This is a genomic window from Pandoraea commovens, assembly GCF_024704525.1.
In the GTDB taxonomy this organism is placed as follows: Bacteria; Pseudomonadota; Gammaproteobacteria; order Burkholderiales; family Burkholderiaceae; genus Pandoraea; species Pandoraea commovens.
The window spans coordinates 5,211,797-5,227,328 of record NZ_CP102780.1 but is presented as its reverse complement, the minus strand read 5'-3'; the positions used below and the strand labels follow the sequence as shown (position 1 = coordinate 5,227,328).

General features: G+C 62.6%; 12 protein-coding genes. 11 read left to right on the top strand and 1 reads right to left on the bottom strand.

The window, feature by feature from the left end; all coding sequences use genetic code 11:
* The first annotated feature begins 167 nt into the window (after positions 1 to 167).
* From leuS to NTU39_RS23480, 10 genes are all read left to right on the top strand, one after another.
* The gene (gene leuS / locus NTU39_RS23525) at positions 168 to 2,759 is read left to right on the top strand and encodes a leucine--tRNA ligase (RefSeq protein WP_150666546.1); all 2,592 of its coding nucleotides are present in this window, start codon (positions 168 to 170) and stop codon (positions 2,757 to 2,759) included.
* 110 nt (positions 2,760 to 2,869) lie between these two features.
* Complete coding sequence (locus tag NTU39_RS23520; RefSeq protein ID WP_257958701.1) at positions 2,870 to 3,385, top strand: LPS-assembly lipoprotein LptE; 516 nt, start codon at positions 2,870 to 2,872, stop codon at positions 3,383 to 3,385.
* 53 nt (positions 3,386 to 3,438) lie between these two features.
* Positions 3,439 to 4,518: a DNA polymerase III subunit delta gene (holA, locus tag NTU39_RS23515; protein ID WP_150666544.1), complete on the top strand. Its 1,080-nt coding sequence runs from the start codon at positions 3,439 to 3,441 to the stop codon at positions 4,516 to 4,518.
* Positions 4,519 to 4,609: 91 nt separating this feature from the next.
* On the top strand, positions 4,610 to 5,878 hold the full coding sequence (locus NTU39_RS23510; RefSeq protein ID WP_257958700.1) for a glutamate-5-semialdehyde dehydrogenase: 1,269 nt from the start codon (positions 4,610 to 4,612) through the stop codon (positions 5,876 to 5,878).
* 22 nt (positions 5,879 to 5,900) lie between these two features.
* On the top strand, positions 5,901 to 6,536 hold the full coding sequence (locus NTU39_RS23505; protein ID WP_150666542.1) for a HutD/Ves family protein: 636 nt from the start codon (positions 5,901 to 5,903) through the stop codon (positions 6,534 to 6,536).
* 205 nt (positions 6,537 to 6,741) lie between these two features.
* Entirely contained in the window at positions 6,742 to 7,683 is a 942-nt protein-coding gene (locus NTU39_RS23500) for an AraC family transcriptional regulator (protein WP_150666541.1), read from the top strand.
* Positions 7,684 to 7,960: 277 nt separating this feature from the next.
* Positions 7,961 to 8,404: a (2Fe-2S)-binding protein gene (locus NTU39_RS23495; protein WP_150575938.1), complete on the top strand. Its 444-nt coding sequence runs from the start codon at positions 7,961 to 7,963 to the stop codon at positions 8,402 to 8,404.
* 76 nt (positions 8,405 to 8,480) lie between these two features.
* A complete protein-coding gene (locus tag NTU39_RS23490) occupies positions 8,481 to 10,682 on the top strand; it encodes a xanthine dehydrogenase family protein molybdopterin-binding subunit (protein WP_246184766.1) in 2,202 nt (733 codons plus the stop codon).
* Positions 10,682 to 11,665, top strand: a complete 984-nt coding sequence (locus NTU39_RS23485) for an XdhC family protein (RefSeq protein ID WP_257958699.1) — start codon at positions 10,682 to 10,684, stop codon at positions 11,663 to 11,665. Before NTU39_RS23490 ends, NTU39_RS23485 begins: the two co-directional genes overlap by 1 nt.
* Positions 11,666 to 11,732: 67 nt before the next feature.
* On the top strand, positions 11,733 to 12,788 hold the full coding sequence (locus tag NTU39_RS23480; RefSeq protein ID WP_257958698.1) for a porin: 1,056 nt from the start codon (positions 11,733 to 11,735) through the stop codon (positions 12,786 to 12,788).
* Positions 12,789 to 12,862: 74 nt separating this feature from the next.
* Here NTU39_RS23480 and NTU39_RS23475 read toward each other — a convergent pair.
* Positions 12,863 to 14,241, bottom strand: a protein-coding gene (locus NTU39_RS23475) for an IS3 family transposase (protein ID WP_257958696.1) whose coding sequence is annotated in 2 segments (ribosomal slippage) — positions 12,863 to 13,779 and positions 13,779 to 14,241 — 1,380 coding nt in all. Because the reading frame shifts where the segments join, the coding sequence is not laid out codon by codon here.
* A gap of 87 nt (positions 14,242 to 14,328) precedes the next feature.
* Between NTU39_RS23475 and NTU39_RS23470 the strand changes: the two genes are divergently transcribed.
* Positions 14,329 to 15,446, top strand: a protein-coding gene (locus NTU39_RS23470) for an IS3 family transposase (RefSeq protein ID WP_444511782.1) whose coding sequence is annotated in 2 segments (ribosomal slippage) — positions 14,329 to 14,578 and positions 14,578 to 15,446 — 1,119 coding nt in all. Because the reading frame shifts where the segments join, the coding sequence is not laid out codon by codon here.
* The last annotated feature ends 86 nt before the right edge of the window (positions 15,447 to 15,532 follow it).

The window sequence follows — 15,532 nt, the reverse complement described above, 5'->3', positions numbered from 1 at the left end:
TGACGCAAAGGTCACATCCCCTCGCCAACGTCACGCCGAATCCACTTCCGGCGGCGTTATAATCATCGTTTTCCCCGGATCTGCCCCATATTTCCTGCGTACCGCGCATCCCGATGACGCGTACCAGCCGGGCCGACACCGAGCCGAATCCTATCCGCCGACCCATCATGCAAGAAAAATACGTTCCCGCCGACGTCGAAGCCTCCGCCCAGTCTCACTGGCAGGCGATCGATGCCTACAAGACCACTGAGCGCGCGGACAAACAGAAATTCTATTGCGTCTCGATGCTGCCGTATCCGTCGGGCAAGCTGCATATGGGTCACGTGCGCAACTACACCATCAACGACGTGATGTACCGTCAGATGCGCATGCGCGGCTATAACGTGCTGATGCCGATGGGTTGGGATGCGTTCGGCATGCCGGCGGAAAACGCGGCTATGGCCAACGGCGTGCCGCCGGCCAAGTGGACGTACGACAACATCGACTACATGAAGAAGCAGATGCAGGCGATGGGTCTCGCGATCGACTGGTCGCGCGAAGTCGCCACCTGCAAGCCCGAGTATTACCGCTGGAACCAGTGGCTGTTCCTCAAGATGCTGGAGAAGGGCGTCGTCTATCTGAAGACGGGCACCGTGAACTGGGATCCGATCGATCAGACCGTGCTCGCCAACGAGCAGGTGATCGACGGCCGTGGCTGGCGTTCGGGCGCGCTCGTCGAGAAGCGCGAAATCCCGATGTATTACATGCGCATCACCGAATACGCCGACGAATTGCTCGGCGACCTGGACGACCTCGGCTGGCCCGAGCGCGTGAAGGTGATGCAACAGAACTGGATCGGCAAGAGCTTCGGCGTGAACTTCGGCTTCCCATACGAACTCGACGGCGAGCAAAAGCTGCTGCGCGTATTCACCACGCGCGCCGACACGATCATGGGCGTGACCTTCGCCGCAATCGCGGCCGAGCACCCGCTGGCGACGCGTCTGGCGGCCGATCGCCCCGACTTGCAGGCATTCATTGCCGAATGCAAGCAGGGTGGCGTGGCCGAGGCCGATATCGCCACGATGGAAAAGAAGGGCATGCCGACGGGCTTCTTCGTCACGCATCCGCTCACGGGCGACAAGGTTGAAGTCTGGATCGGCAACTACGTGCTGATGGGTTACGGCGAAGGCGCTGTGATGGGCGTCCCGGCGCATGATGAGCGCGACTTCGCGTTCGCCCGTAAGTACAACCTGCCGATCAAGCAGGTCGTCGCCGTGCAAGGCGAGACGTATTCGACCGACGCCTGGCAAGCCTGGTACGGCGAGAAGGAAGGCACGCTGATCAATAGCGGCAAGTACGACGGTCTGGCCTTCGCGGCCGCCATCGATGCCATCGCCGCCGATCTCAAGGCGAAGGACGCTGGCGACAAGCAGGTGACGTTCCGCCTGCGCGACTGGGGCATCTCGCGTCAGCGCTACTGGGGCACGCCGATCCCGATCATCCATTGCGACACCTGCGGTGCTGTGCCGGTCCCGGAAAAGGATCTGCCGGTGGTGCTGCCGGAAGACCTCGTGCCGGACGGCACCGGCAACCCGCTCGCCAAGTCCGAAGCGTTCCTCAAGTGCGATTGCCCGAAGTGCGGCAAGCCCGCACGTCGCGAGACGGATACGATGGACACGTTCGTGGATTCGTCGTGGTACTTCTCGCGCTACGCCTGCCCGGACGCCGAGACCATGGTCGACGAGCGCACCAATTACTGGATGCCGATGGATCAGTACATCGGCGGTATCGAGCACGCGATTCTGCACTTGCTCTACTCGCGCTTCTGGACCAAGGTCATGCGCGATCTGGGCCTCGTGAGCTTCAAGGAACCGGCGCAGAACCTGCTCACGCAGGGCATGGTGCTCAACGAAACGTTCTACCGCGAAGACACGTCGGGCAAGAAGACGTGGTTCAACCCGCTCGACGTTCAGGTGCAGTTCGACGACAAGGGCCGCCCGGCGGGCGCCACGTCGAAGGCTGACGGCGCAGACGTGACGCTCGGCGGCATCGAGAAGATGTCGAAGTCGAAGAACAACGGTGTGGATCCGCAGTCGCTGATCGATCAGTACGGTGCCGATACGGCGCGTCTGTTCGTGATGTTCGCGGCCCCGCCGGAGCAGCAACTCGAATGGTCGGGCGCGGGCGTGGAAGGCGCGAGCCGCTTCCTGCGTCGTCTGTGGGGCTTCGGTCAGTCGCAAGCGGCGTTGCTGCGTCAGACGGATGCTGCCATCGATACGAGCAATCCGGCCGCTCAGGCGCTGCGTCTCGAGATTCACAGCGTGCTCAAGCAGGCCAACTACGACTACCAGCGCGTGCAGTACAACACGGTGGTGTCGGCAGCGATGAAGATGCTCAACGCGATCGAGAGCGACAAGGGCGCGGCGGGTGCCGGCGCGGTGCGCGAGTGCTACGGCATTCTGCTGCGCGTGCTGTACCCGGTGGTGCCGCACGTCACGCACGGTCTGTGGGTCGAACTGGGCTATGCCGCGCAATCGGGCGACCTGCTCGACGCGTCGTGGCCGGAAGTCGATGAGGCCGCACTGGTGCAGGACGAAATCGAACTCGTGCTGCAAGTGGCAGGCAAGGTGCGTGGCGCGGTGCGCGTGGCGAAGGACGCTTCGCGCGAAGCCATCGAACAAGCCGCGCTCGCACACGAAATGACCGCCAAGTTCGGCGAAGGCAAGCCGGTGAAGAAGGTGATCGTCGTGCCGGGCCGTCTGGTGAACGTGGTGGTCTGAGCGCGATCAGAGAATGCGGGGGCGGTGGTTGCCGCCCCAGTCGGTTGATGACGTTTGGTGAGAAGAGGGCACATCACGTGCAAATGACTTCCGGGCTACGAGGCGTCGGTGTGACGCGCAGGATTTTCGGCTGGATCGCGCTGCTGGGTTGCGCACTGACGTTGACGGCGTGCGGCTTCCAGCTGCGCGGCGCGAGCGAGTACGCATTCCATCGTCTGTACATTTCGGGCGGCGGTCAGATGTCGGTCGATATTTCGCGCTACATCCGCTACGGCAGCAAGGGCACGGTTGTTGTGACCGAGCCGAAGGATGCCGATGCGCGACTGGAGATCGTGAACATCACGAACACGCGTACGGCCGTGAGTCTGGATTCGAACGGTCAGGCGCGCGAGTACGAAATGCGCAGCGCCTATACGTTCCAGCTCGTGACGCCGGACGGTCGGCCGATCATTCCGCTGACCACGATCCGCCTGGTGCGTAACCTGCCCTACAGCGATAACGAGACGACCGCACGCGACACCGAAGCGGCTTTGCTCAATCGCGACATGCAGAAGGACGCCGTCGATCAGATCATCCGCCGTATGGAAGCTGTGAAATCCATGCCGGAAGCGAAGCCGGAAGAGTAATCACCGGACCCGCAGCACTACAGACGTCCGTTAAGGAAAGCCACACCGCCGCCATGCAATTGCGCCCCGACGCGCTCGACGCGCACCTCGCCAAGACGCTCTCGCCGATCTACACGATCTACGGCGACGAGAGCCTGCTCGTGCAGGAGGCGGTGGACCGCGTGCGTGCAGCGGCGCGTGCGGGCGGCTATACCGAACGCGACGTACTCAGCGTCGAGCGCAGCTTCGATTGGGGCGCGCTCGCCAACGCAGGACAGTCGATGTCGCTGTTCGGCGACAAAAAGCTCATCGAGTTGCGCATCCCCGGCGGCAAGCCGGGCAAGGACGGCGGTGCGGCGCTCAAGGCGCACGCCGACGCGGCCAACAGCGATGTGCTGACCATCATTACGCTGCCCCGGCTCGACGCCACGGCAAGCAAATCCGATTGGTTCACGTCACTCGACCGGGCCGGTGTGACGGTCAAGGTCGATCCGGTCGATCGTGCGCGTTTGCCTGACTGGATTGCGCAGCGTCTTTCCGCTCAAGGGCAACGGGTCGAAGCCGGTGAGCCGGGACGACGTGTCCTGCAATTCATTGCCGATCGCGTCGAAGGCAATCTGCTCGCGGCGCATCAGGAAATTCAGAAGCTCGGTTTGCTGTACCCGGCGGGCGCGCTCGCGTTCGAGCAGGTGCAGGATGCCGTGCTCAATGTGGCGCGTTACGATGTTTTCAAGCTCAGCGAAGCGGTGCTCTCGGGCGATGTTGCGCGGCTGGTGCGCATGCTCGACGGGCTGCGCGGAGAAGGCGAGGCTGCGCCGCTCGTGCTGTGGGCGCTCACCGAAGAGGTGCGCACGCTCGCCAAGATCACTCGCGGCATGGCGTCGGGCAAACCGCTTGGTGTGCTGCTACGCGAATACCGGGTCTGGGGCCCGCGTGAACGGCTGATGGAGCAGGCCGTGGGGCGTGTCACGGCCCCGATGCTCGCGCAAGCCCTGCAATTGGCAGCGCGTCTGGATCGTCAGGTCAAGGGTCTGCGCGCTGAAGGTCTGCCAAGCGATCCGTGGGACGGCATGCTGCAACTCGGCCTGCTGCTCGCCGGTGAGCGACCGCCGGTGGCGCGCGCCACTCGCGCCGCGCGCCCAGCACACGCCTAAAATCGCTCAACGCGTCCGGTCACGGCGGCAATGCCGCTCACCGCGCCCGGCATCCTGACATCTCGATATCCCGAATTCTCAGAACCACGATATGGACATCAAAGCCTACATGCAATCGCTGGGCCAGCGCGCCCGCGAAGCATCGCGCGCCATGGCGCGTGCTGACACTGCCGCCAAGAACCGCGCCTTGCTCGCCATTGCCGACGCCATCGAACGCGACGGCGCGAAGTTGCAGGACGTGAACCGTCGCGACCTCGAACGCGCGCGCGCCAATGGCCAGGACGCCGCCTTCATCGACCGTCTTACGCTGTCGGACAAGGCGTTGCGCACCATGATCGAAGGCCTGCGCCAGATTGCCGGGCTGTCCGATCCCATCGGCGAGATCAGCGACGTGCGTGTGCAACCGAGCGGCATTCAGGTCGGTCAGATGCGCGTACCGCTAGGCGTGATCGGCATCATTTACGAGTCACGTCCGAACGTCACCATCGACGCTGCGGCGCTGTGCCTCAAGTCGGGCAACGCCACCATTCTGCGCGGCGGCTCGGAAGCCATTGAAAGCAACACGGCGCTGGCGGCGCTTATCGCTCAGGCGCTCGCGTCCACGGGCCTGCCCGGCGACGCCGTGCAAGTCGTGAGCACGCCGGACCGCGCTGCGGTGGGCGAACTCATCACCATGACCGAGTACGTCGACGTGATCGTGCCGCGCGGCGGGAAGAGCCTGATCGCGCGCCTGATGCAGGACGCGCGCGTGCCGATGATCAAGCATCTCGACGGCATCTGCCACGTGTATGTCGACGGCCGCGCCGACCCGGTCAAGGCACTCGCGATCTGCGAGAACGCCAAGACGCATCGCTACGGTACGTGCAACACGATGGAGACGTTGCTCGTCGATCAGCAGGCCATCGATCAACTGCCTGCCATCGCCCGCATGTTCCAGAGCAAGCAGGTCGAACTGCGCGGTTGCGAACGTACGCTCGCCGCACTGACCGCAGCCGGTGTGAGCGGCGCGATGGCTGCGACCGAGGAAGACTGGTCGACGGAATATCTCGCGCCGGTGTTGGCGATCAAGATCGTCGACGGCATGGCACCCGCCATCGCCCACATCAACCGTTACGGCTCGCACCACACCGACGCCATCGTGACGGAGAACTACTCCGACGCCATGCAGTTCCTGCGCGAGGTCGATTCGGCGAGCGTGATGATTAACGCCAGCACGCGTTTTGCCGACGGTTTCGAATTCGGTCTGGGCGCGGAGATCGGCATCTCCAACGACAAACTGCACGCACGCGGCCCGGTCGGCCTCGAAGGGCTGACGAGTCTGAAGTACGTCGTGTTCGGACACGGCGAAGTGCGTCAATGATCGTGAACGAAGGCGTAGTCGCATGAAACTGCAAGCACTCGGCCCGGCCGATTTTCTGAAGATGCCGTGGAAGAACGGTCAGGGCGTGACGACGGAACTGGCGGTGGCGCGTCGCCCCGGCGAAGACGGCTTCGACTGGCGTATCAGCACGGCGACGGTCGCCGTACCCGGACCGTTCTCGGTGTTCGCGGGCATCGACCGGTCGCTGGCGATCGTTCGCGGCGGCACGCTGACGCTCAATGTGGAAGGGCGTCCGGACGTCACGCTAACGACACGCACGGCGCCGTATGCTTTCGGCGGAGAACTCGCGGTGAGCAGCACACCGGCGCTTGAGGCGGACGGCGTGCCCATCGACGACTTCAACGTCATGACGCGACGCGACGGCTGGCAGCACACGCTGACGCAACATCGTCTCGACGGCGATGCGCTGACGTGGGCGCTGCCTGTAACGGCCGACGCGCTCGCGTTCCTCTACTGCGCGCATGGACAAGTGCATGTGACGTTCCATGACGGCCGGACGGTGAGCGTCTGCGCAGGCCATGCCCTTCGTCTCGACGAAATGAACGCCACCGAAGCTTTCGACGCGACTCACGTCTGCGAACTGCGCGCTGGCGCACCCTCGACCGATGTCTTCCTGACGACGCTCGCCCGTCGCTGAGCGTCAGCGGCCTGTGCGTCGAAGGCTCGACCGCACGGGCCCATTTCGGTGTCCCTTCCCCGTATTTCACCCATCTCGACCGCCCTCAGGTCAAACCCGATATTTTTCCGCGCAGTAAAACGGCATACTTCGACGTAATTCATATATAAATCGAAGTTCCACCCATGAAACGACGAAACGATCATCCTGCGCGAGGCAGGGCGCGATGGATCCGCTAAGCGACGTGCTGAGCGACTTGCGCGCGGACGCGGTCGTCACTGGCCGCTTCACGTTCGGTGCGCCGTGGTCGCTGCGCAAACCGGCGCTCGACGGCGCACCGTTTCGCATGGCGATGGGAGCGCCGTTCTACCTGATCGTGGCGGGCATGACACCGGTGCGTGTCGAGCCGGGCGACTGCGTGCTGTTGCCGCATGGGCACGAGCACGTGATGTGTTCGTCACCGGACGAACCGCCGATAGTCTTCGAGGAGATGATGTCGGCGCAGGGCATCGAGCCGCGTCTGGACACGCCGCTGGCGTTCCGTGCGGGCGGGGACGGTCCCGTCAGCGATCTCTACACCGGCGTGGTGATGTTCCGCGACCGGCTGCGCAACCCGCTGCTGGCGTCGCTGCCGCCCCTGATCCATATTCGCGCAGGCGACCCGGCGGTGCCCGCGTTGCTGACGAACACCATCGCGGGATTTATCGAAGCGTCGATGCAGCGCGGTGCGGGATGGCGAGTTGTCGTAGCACGCCTGGCCGACGTCTTGTTCGTGCAGATCCTGCGGGCGTATCTCGAAGCCTGCGGCAGCGCCAGCACCCACTGGCTGCGCGGCATGACCGATCCGCAACTGGGGCGCGCCATCGCATCCATGCACGAAACGCCGCAGCGCTCGTGGACGGTCGAGCAACTCGCCGCCATCGCGGGCATGTCGCGCTCGAAGTTCTGTCTGCGTTTTCGCGAGCTCGTCGGCGAATCGCCGATGACCTACCTCACCACCCATCGCATGTACCTGGCGGCGGAGCATCTGTCGGGCGCAGGCGCGCGGATCTCCGATGTCGCGGAAGCGGTCGGCTACGCCTCGGAAAAGGCCTTCACACGCGCCTTTCGCCGCTGCTACGGCTTGCCGCCGCGCGAGTACCTGCGCAGCTGCGAACTGGGTCATTAGGCCGCAGTAGTCGCTTCTTCCTCCCTTTAATGCGTTCCGTCGCGCGCGCCGTTTGCGCGCGTTGTGCATGACGTCTGCATGCGGCTGACGGCTGCCGGGGATCGACGTCTGTGTGAGATCGACGGTTGCACAAGGGTTTTCCCGTCTCTGGACGAACGGCATCCTTTTCGGGCCGGGCGGCCGTTGTCCGGCAATTTCCTCGTTGTGAGAATTCACTCGCCATCTGCCCGTGCTGCGAGCGTCACCGTCGCACACGGCAGTCACAACGGGAGAGTCAATGGAATTCCAACTCAACGGGCGACCTTTCGTCTTCGACGGAGAGGACGACACGCCTTTGCTGTGGGTCATCCGCGATGCCGCGGGGCTGACCGGAACGAAGTACGGATGCGGCATCGGGGCGTGCGGCGCGTGCACCGTGCACCTCGAAGGCGTGGCCACGCGCACGTGCGTGTTGCCGGTCTCCGCCGTCGCAGGCAAGCGCATTACGACCATCGAAGCGTTGTCGCCCGCGCGCTCGCATCCGATCCAGCAGGCGTGGATAGCCAAAGACGTGCCGCAGTGTGGCTACTGCCAGTCCGGCATGGTGATGGCGGCTGCCGCACTGCTCGACAAGCATCCGCATCCGACCGACGCGCAGATCGACGAGGCGATGACCAACCTCTGCCGTTGCGCGACCTATCACCGCATCCGGGAGGCGATCCATGACGCAGCAAAGCGCTGAGCGCACGGCATCCTCCGTGAACGACACGTCCCTCACGGCGCCCGCTTCGTCGTCGCGCCGCCAGTGGCTCAAGGGCATGTCGCTCGCCGCTGGCAGCCTGCTGATCCCCATTTCCGCGTCGTGGCTGACAAGCCCTGAGGTCCGCGCTGCCGAAGCAGGAGACGGCCATCTCGTCGAGATCAACGACTGGATTCGCATCGACGCCGACGGCACGACGGTGCTCGGACTCTCGCAGTGCGAAGTCGGGCAGGGCGTGTACACGGGCTTGCCGCAAGTGTTGGCGGACGAACTGGACGCAGACTGGCGACGCGTGCGCGTCGAGTTCGTGACTGCACGCGACGCGTACCGCACGGCCGCCGCGAACGAAGCGTTACAGCAGTTCGTCGGCGCGTCGATGTCGGCGACGTTGTTCTACGAGCGACTGCGGATTGCCGGAGCGCAGGCGCGTGAGGCGCTCGTCGCGGTTGCGGCTCGCCGGTTCGGCGTTCGCACGACCAACTGCGTGACGCGCGACGGTCGTGTGATGCATCCGCAGTCGGGCCGTTCGCTTGGCTATGGCGAGCTGGTGGCTGAGGCGGCAAAGCAGCCCCTCAATCCGCATCCGCGTCTGAAGAACGAGGCCGCACATTCGCTGATCGGCAAAGCCGTCTCTCGTCTCGATACGCCCTCGAAGGTCGACGGCTCGGCTGTCTTCGGCATCGACGTGAAGGTACCGGACATGCTCATCGGTGCCATTCTCATGGCCCCGACGTCAGGCGGCACACCGGTATCCGTGCGCAATCGCGACGAGATCAAGACACGCAAAGGCGTGCACGATGTGGTGCTGGCGAAGGACGCTGTCATCGTCGTGGCCGACGATTACTGGCGTGCGAAGAAAGCCTGCGACGCGCTCGACGTCGAATGGAAAGCCGGTCCCGCAGCCGACAGCACGACGATCCTGTCGCAGCGCCGCGAGGCACTCGTCAAAGCGAAGGGTGGTGTCGCCACGAACATCGGCGACGCCCCCGCACTGATCGCCGCAGGCGGCAAAGTGGTGACGGGCGAATACCACACGCCGTACATCGTCCACGCGACGATGGAGCCGGTGAACGCCACCGTGCACGTGCGTCGCGACAAAGGCGAGATAGAAGTGTGGGGCCCGATTCAGGGACAGGACAAAGTGCGCTGGGCGCTGGGCGGCATCTTCAAGCTGCCGCCTGAGAAGGTCACGGTCCATACGACGTTCCTTGGCGGTAGCTTCGGACGCAAGTACGTGCCTGACTTCGTGATTCATGCGGCGGTGGCGTCGGCGGCCGTGGGGCGTCCCGTCAAAGTGATCCGCTCGCGCGAGGACGATATCCGTCACGGCTTCTATAGGCCCTGCGCATCGGGACGCTTTCAGGCCGTGCTCGGTGACGATGGCCTGCCCAAAGCCATGCACCTGCGCGTGGCCGGGCAGTCGATGTACAACGTCATCAAGAAGGATCACTACGAGAAGGCGGGTTACGACGAGACCATGCTCGACGGCCTGTACGACCTGGTCTACGCCGTGCCGAATCTGCGCGTCGAAGGCATCGACGTGCCGCAGCCGAATATTCCCGTGAGCTTCATGCGCTCGGTCGGCTCGACATCGAGCGTGTTCTTTCTCGAAAGCTTCATCGACGAGATGGCGGACGCCGCAGGCGTCGAGTCGATTGAGTATCGCAAGCGTTTGCTCAAGCACGATCCGCTCGCTACACGTGTTGTCGAAGAGACGGAGAGGGCGGCCGGATGGCGGACGAAGGCGAAAGCGGGCGTGCATCGTGGCTTCGGCTATTGCACTTACACGGGACGCGGCGCAGCGTTCTCGACGTATGTCGCCGTGGCGGTGGAGCTGCGTGTCGTGGGCGATCGCTTCAAGGTCGAACGCGTGGTGTGCGGCGTCGACTGCGGTCGCGCGATCAATCCGAACCTCATCCGCGCGAACATCGAAGGTGGTATCGGGTTCGCGTTGACGAACACGTTCAAGAGTCAGATCACGTTCGCGAAGGGTGGCGTCGAACAGAGCAATTTCGGCGACTACCCGCTGCTGTATCTCACGGAGATGCCGAAAGTCGAGACGGTGATTCTGCCGAGCGATCGTCCGCCGCAAGGCTGTGGCGAAGTGTCGCTGCCGCCGATGGCACCGGCGGTCGCGCAGGCAATCCGTCGCGCGACGGGCGTGCGACCGCGTTCGATGCCGCTGCCGCAAACGGTGACCGAAGCGCGCGCGCTGAGTCGGGCGGCCACGGTTGACGATATCGGCAAGGGGCAAGGGTAATGGACGGCGTCGATGCCGAGGTGCTGGACGCCATCGCGCGCTGGCAGTCGCAGGGCGACGACGTGCTGCTCGCGACCGTCGCCCGCACCTGGGGCTCGGCACCGCGGCCGGTCGGCGCGATGATGGCGCTCACCCCGCGCGGACGCGTCGCCGGATCGGTCTCGGGCGGTTGCATCGAGGACGATCTGCTCGCGAAGGTTGCGGGCGGCTTTCGCCCGGGATTGCGTCCGCATGTGCAGACGTACGGCCTCAGTGCCGACGAAGCGCACCGGTTCGGGCTGCCGTGCGGCGGCACGCTGGAACTCGTCGTCGAATGCGTCACGCCGCGCAGCGAACTCGACGCCATGCGCTCGGCCATCGCGGCCGGACGTCTCGGGGTTCGCGAACTCGATTTGCGCACCGGGCAGGCGCGCGTGCATGGCGTCGGTCAACCGGCGGCGTTCGCCTATACGCCGACCCGGCTGTCGGTTCCGTTCGGGCCACGCTGGCGAATCATCGTGATCGGCGACGGACAACTGACGCAGCATCTCGTGCACATGGCATTGCCGCTCGGCTATCAGATCGTGATCTGCGACCCACGCGATATTCATGACACCGAGCATGAGACACATGCGCACGTCACGCGCACGAAGGAGATGCCGGACGACCTCATCGTGCGCCTGCGTCCCGACGGCAATACGGCCATCGTGGCCCTCACACACGATCCCAAACTCGACGACATGGCGCTGCTCGAAGCGCTGAAGTCGGAGGCGTTCTATGTCGGTGCGATCGGCTCGCATCGCAATCAGGCGTCGCGGCGCGAACGGCTGGCGATGTTCGATCTGACCACCACGCAGATCGCACGATTGCACGGGCCCGTTGGCTTGCCGCTCGGCTCGCGCACGCCGCCCGAGATTGCGCTGGCGATTCTGGCGCAGATGACGGCGTTACGTAATGGTGTCAGGCATGGGGCCGAGGTGCATCCATGTGACAGGGCGGCGTGAGAGTGTGCCGTACTTGCAATCGGTGTTTCAAATGTAATTCGTAGTCCAATGTAAATAAGGGAATGTCATGAAACGCAAGGTTTGGATGGCAATGGCACTGACGCTCGCGGCAGGCGGCGTCAAGGCGGACGGGTTGCAGATCTACGGGATTCTCGACAATAGCGTCGAATATCTCAGCAACGCCGGTGTCGGCGCGAACGGCAGCAAACAATCGGTCGTGCGCGCGAACAACGGATCGCAGGTGCAGAATCGCTTCGGCTTCAAGGGATCGGAAGATCTCGGCGGCGGCCTCAAGGCCATCATGCAGCTGGAGTCCGGCTTCAACCTCAACAACGGTGTGTTGCAGCAGGGCGGGCGGATGTTCGGTCGTCAGGCCTACGTGGGGTTGCAGAACGAATGGGGCGCGCTGACCGTTGGCCGTCAGAAGAATCTGATTTATGACGCGTTCCTCGAACTCGACCCGCTCGGCTATTACAGCTACGCGTTGCCCGCACTCGACGCGCAGTTCGCGGGTAAGGCGGATAACTCGATCAAGTACGCGGGCAACTTCAACGGCTTCAAGGTCGCGGGGTTGTTCTCGACGGGCTACGACGCCACCATCGCCAACGGCGGACAGGTGCCGGGCGAGTGGCGCGTGGGCAAGGAATACAGCGTGTCGGTAGGGTACGCCAACGGGCCGTTGAATGTCTCACTCGTGTACGACCAGCAGCAGGGCACGGCCATCGCAACGCAGGGCAACACGACACAACGCGTGGCCGCCGGTGCGAGTTACGCGATCGGCAACTTCAAGCCCTACGTCGGTTATCAGTGGTATCTGAGCAATGTGCCGGGGGTGGCCGCCCGCAACGAGTTGTACTTCGCCGGGTTGCAGTATCGTCCGGTGACGGAGGTGATTCTCTCGGGCGCGATCTTCTACAACAACATCACGTCGACGAATCAGCATCCGTATCTGCTGGCGGCGAACGCGGCATATCTGCTCTCCAAGCGCACGCAGCTGTTTGCCGAAGTCGGCTTCTCGCGTAATCAGAACGGCTCGAATCTGGGTGTGACCGGTTACGGTATGAGCATCGTGCCGGGTAGCAATCAGCTCGGCGTGGCAGTGGGGCTGTCGCACTACTTCTGATCCGACGCCTGCCGCGCAAAGAAAAAAGGACACCCGAGTGAACTGACCCCAAAAAATTAGACGGTCAAGTTTGTTCAGCGGACGTCCACGGGCTGGGTTCTGTATTGCACAGGACTCAGCCCGTTTCGTTTGAGGCTGATGCGTTCGTGATTGTAGTAGCGAATGTATCGGCGCAAGCCCTCGCGTAATTGCTCGATGCTCTCGAACTGGTTCAGGTAGAAGAACTCTGACTTGAGCGTAGCGAAAAAGCTTTCCATAGCAGCGTTATCCAGGCAATTACCTCGTCTCGACATGCTTTGCTCGACGCCATTTTGTGCGAGTTTTCGCTGCCAGTCGCCCATCTGGTACTGCCAGCCTTGATCGGAGTGCAAGACGGGGCGTTGCTGGCCAGTCAGGCGCCGCATAGCTTGCTCCAACATCTTGCCTACGAAGCCGTAATGGGGCCGCTCATCGGTCTGCCAAGCGATGATCTCGCCGTTATATAAGTCCATCACTGGCGACAAATACAGCTTTTTTCCCTTGACGTTGAATTCCGTCACATCGGTGACCCACTTCTGGTTCGGGTGCTCAGCGCTAAAGTCGCGCGCAAGCAAGTTCGGCGCAATCCGGCCGACTTCCCCTCGAAATGAGCGATAGCGCTTAGGCCGCACGAGCGACTTCAACCCGAGCAATTGCATCAGTCGCTGGACCGTTTTGTGATTGACATGTTGCCCACTTGATTGAAGCTCGGCCGTGATGCGCCTGTAGCCGTAACGTCCTTTATGATGCGTATAGATCGCTGAAATCTTCGCCTTGAGCTCAGCAAATCGGTCACCGGCATCAAGCACCTTGCATTGATAGTAGAACGTTGCCCGAGCCAATTGGGCAGCCCTGAGCAAAAGCGCCAACGAGTATTGCGAGCGTAACTCGCGCACTATTTGCGCTTTTTCTTTTGCCCCGTCTGATGCTGGCCCTGCTCCTTTTGCTTGAGCAGGGCATCGAGCTTTTTTAGATACGCGTTCTCCGCACGCAAATATTCGAGTTCTTCGAGCAATTCCTCGCGGGTGCGAGTGTCGTTCTCTTTGCGCGGAGGTGCTGAGGGACTGATCGGGGGCATAACAGATGGCCGTCGGCCTTTGGGGCGCGGCTCCAGAGCGTGGATTCCGCCCTCATGATACTGGCGTTGCCAGCGAGAAACACTGGTGGCCTCTCGCAGATCGAAGCGCGCGCACGTCTGCTTGATCGACAATCGCTCGCTACACATGCACTTCAACACCGAAAGCTTGAACTCAGCACTATAGACGCTGTGTTTCTTGCGAATCCCCGCGACCCCATGCTTATCGTAAGCGGCAGCCCACCGACTCACCAGCCCGTGGTCAATGCCATGCCGCTTTGCCACAGCCTTGAGTCCCGCATCGCCCCGCAGATACTGCCGAACCACCCGCAGCTTGAATGCCTCGTCGTACTTCGTCATGAAATGACGTGTCCCCGGAATATCCGAACAGGTCAAAACTAGAGGTAAAGTTGCTTCTCAGCGCCCCGAATGGGGCGAGGAGTCGCCATGAAACGCTCGAGATTTAGTGAAGAGCAGATCGCCTATGCGCTGCGATTGGCCGAGAGCGGCACACCGGTGGTCGACGTGTGTCGGCAGATCGGTGTGTCGGAGGCAACGTTCTACACATGGAAGAAGAAGTACGCCGATTTCGGCGTTAGCGAGATGCGCAAGCTCAAGCAACTCGAAGACGAAAACGCGCGCTTGCGACGTATCGTCGCCGACCTGACGCTGGATAAACAGATCCTGCAAGAGGTGGTGCGAAAAAAAGTCTGAAGGCCGCCAAACGGCGCGAGCTGGCGGCTTGGATGCAAGAGCGTTTCCACATAAGCGTGCAGCGTTCCTGCGCGTTGGCGTTGCTGCAGCGCTCGACTTGGTACGCGAAGAGTCGTGCACGCGATCAAAGTGCGCTGCGCCAACGTATCCGGGACATCGCCTTAAGTCGTCCGCGGTTTGGCTATCGGCGGGTGCTGGTGATGTTGCGTCGCGAGGGCTGGGACGTGGGTAAAAAGCGCGTCTACAGGCTTTACAGCCTAGAGGGCCTGCAATTGCGGATGAAGGTCAAGCGCCGCAAGCGCATCGCGCTGCTGCGAGGCAAGCCACCGGCGCCCACCGGACCGAATCAGCACTGGAGCATGGATTTCGTTCATGACCAGATGCTTGATGGACGCCGCTTTCGCATTCTGACTGTCATCGATCAATGGAGTCGCGAGAGTGTTTGTCTGGAGGCCAACTTCCGACAGACCGGCCGTGCGGTGGGTCAGGCGCTGGATCGTTCTGCGGTCCTTCGCGGATGGCCCGAATCCATCACCGTGGACAACGGCACAGAGTTCACTTCTCGCGCTTTAGACGATTGGGCATACCGACGCGGCGTGAAACTCGACTACACGCGCCCCGGCAAGCCGACCGATAATGGATTGATCGAATCTTTCAATGGTCGGTTGCGAGATGAATTCCTGAACGTGCATGAATTCGTCACGCTATACGACCTCCGAGAGAAAATGACAGCCTGGCAGCATGACTACAACCATCATCGTCCACACGGCTCACTCGGCCATCTGACCCCGAGAGAGTTCGTCCAAAAATGGTCAGTAAAACCCAAAGAGGCAATCCCTCTCCAGTTTTAAACTGTCCAGTTACCGGGGACACGTCAGAAAAACACCCCAAAGGTTGGATTTATGTCCAACTTTTGGGGTGCAGTTCAGAGGGTGTC